This window comes from Arthrobacter sp. Y3223164, assembly GCF_059091005.1.
Genome location: NZ_JBNHGF010000505.1, coordinates 1 through 1,702, shown reverse-complemented (window position 1 = coordinate 1,702; position 1,702 = coordinate 1). Strand labels below are relative to the sequence as shown.

2 protein-coding genes and 1 pseudogene are annotated in these 1,702 nt (G+C 69.4%); all 3 read left to right on the top strand.

The window, feature by feature from the left end:
• Window positions 1–416: pseudogene (locus AC5RUJ_RS15860) on the top strand (hypothetical protein); the annotation flags it as partial.
• On the top strand, window positions 413–1,432 hold the full coding sequence (gene fliG / locus AC5RUJ_RS15855; RefSeq protein ID WP_494128387.1) for a flagellar motor switch protein FliG: 1,020 nt from the start codon (window positions 413–415) through the stop codon (window positions 1,430–1,432). The pseudogene AC5RUJ_RS15860 and the gene fliG, both read left to right, overlap by 4 nt.
• Window positions 1,422–1,702, top strand: a 281-nt coding sequence (locus tag AC5RUJ_RS15850) for a hypothetical protein (protein WP_494156196.1), incomplete at its 3' end; no start/stop codon positions are given. The genes fliG and AC5RUJ_RS15850, both read left to right, overlap by 11 nt.

The following is a 1,702-nucleotide window of genomic DNA, read 5'->3' as shown; positions in this document are numbered from 1 at the left end:
TGGCCGCCGCGCAGGCCGCCGAGGAAGCCGCGCGCCAGGCCGAGCTGATCCGCACCGCCATCATCACCGCCGGCATCATCCTGCTGGTGATCATCGCCCTGCTGGTCTACGCCCGCTGGTCCCGCCGCCAGAACCGCGAGCCGGTGGACCTGGGCGAGCTGCAGGATTTCCAGCCCGAGATCGAGGCGCCGCAGGACCTGCAGCTTCCCGCGAAGCCCATCATCGTTCCGGAGCCGATCCCCGTGGTCACCGGCCCGAACACCACCGCACTGGAGCTCGCCGGCCCGCCGGAGCTGTCCGACGAGCAGAAGGAAATGAACCGCAAGCGGGCGGAAATCGACGCCCTGGCCGCCCAGGAACCGGACAAGACCGCCGACTTCCTGCGCTCCCTGATGGATGACAAGCAGAACGCATGAGCGAGTTACTGACCACGTTGACCGGCACCCAGAAGGTGGCGGTGGTGCTGATGCAGATGGAACAGGCGCGGGCCGCCGAGGTCATGAAGCGCTTCAGCGAGGCCGAGGCGGAGCTGATCACGGCCGAGCTCGTGAGCATGGGCCGCGTGGATCCCGAGACCGCCGAGGAGGCGTTCAAGGAATTCCACGACATGACGGTCAAGGGCCGGCGCCGGCCCCGCGGCGGCAGGGAGTTCGCCGCCGGGCTGCTGGCCGCCTCCTTCGGCGCGGAGAAGGCCGCCGGAGTGCTCGACCGGCTGGCCACCTCCATGGCCGGGAAACCGTTCGAGTTCCTGGATGACGCCGACCCCACTCAGCTGATCACGCTGCTGAACGGCGAGATCCCGCAGACCATCGCGCTGGTGCTCGCGCATGTGCGCCCGGAGCTGGCATCCACGGTAATCGCCGGGCTGGAGGATTCGGTGCGGCCGGAGGTGGCGCAGTGCATCGCCACCATGGGCACCGCCACCCCCGAAGCCGTGTCGATCGTGGCGGACACGCTCAAGGTGAGGGCCGGCGCCGTCGTGCCCCGCCAGCAGGTGGAGGTGGTGGGCGGCGTCGGGCCGCTGGTGGACATTATCAACCGCGCCGACGTCGCCACCGAACGCGCGTTGCTGGAGGCCCTGGAGGAACGCGATCCGGAGCTGGCGGAGGAAGTCCGCTCCCGGATGCTCACCTTCGAAGACATCACCAAGCTCGAACCGCGCGACGTGCAGCAGGTGCTGCGCGGCATCGAGATCGCGGTGCTCGCGGTGGCCATGAAGGGCGCCAGCGAACCGGTCACCGAGCTGATCCGCAAGAACGTCTCCGAGCGCAACCGCGACATCCTCGACGACGAGATCAAGGCCATCGGCCCGCTGCGCATGTCCCAGATCGAGGAGGCCCGCGCGGACATCGTCCGCTCGATCCGCGAGCTCGAGGCCAGCGGCATCATCACCGTCCAGCGCGGGGCGGAGGAGGACGAATATGTCTACTGACGCCGCGTTCTCCAGGATGAGTTTCCCCGAGCTGAACACCGGTACCGGGGCCTTCGCCAAGCTGCGCTACACCGAACTGCGCAGCGACGACTCGCAGGACAAGGCGCTCGAACAGGCCAGGGTCCGGGGCCACGCCGCCGGCTACACCGCCGGCATGCGCGAAGGCGCCGAGCTGATGCGCGAACGCCAGCTCGCGATGGAGCAGGACCACGCCGCCGCGATGGCGGACGCCCGCACCCGCCTGCAGCATGCAGTGGCAGCGCTCGGCGC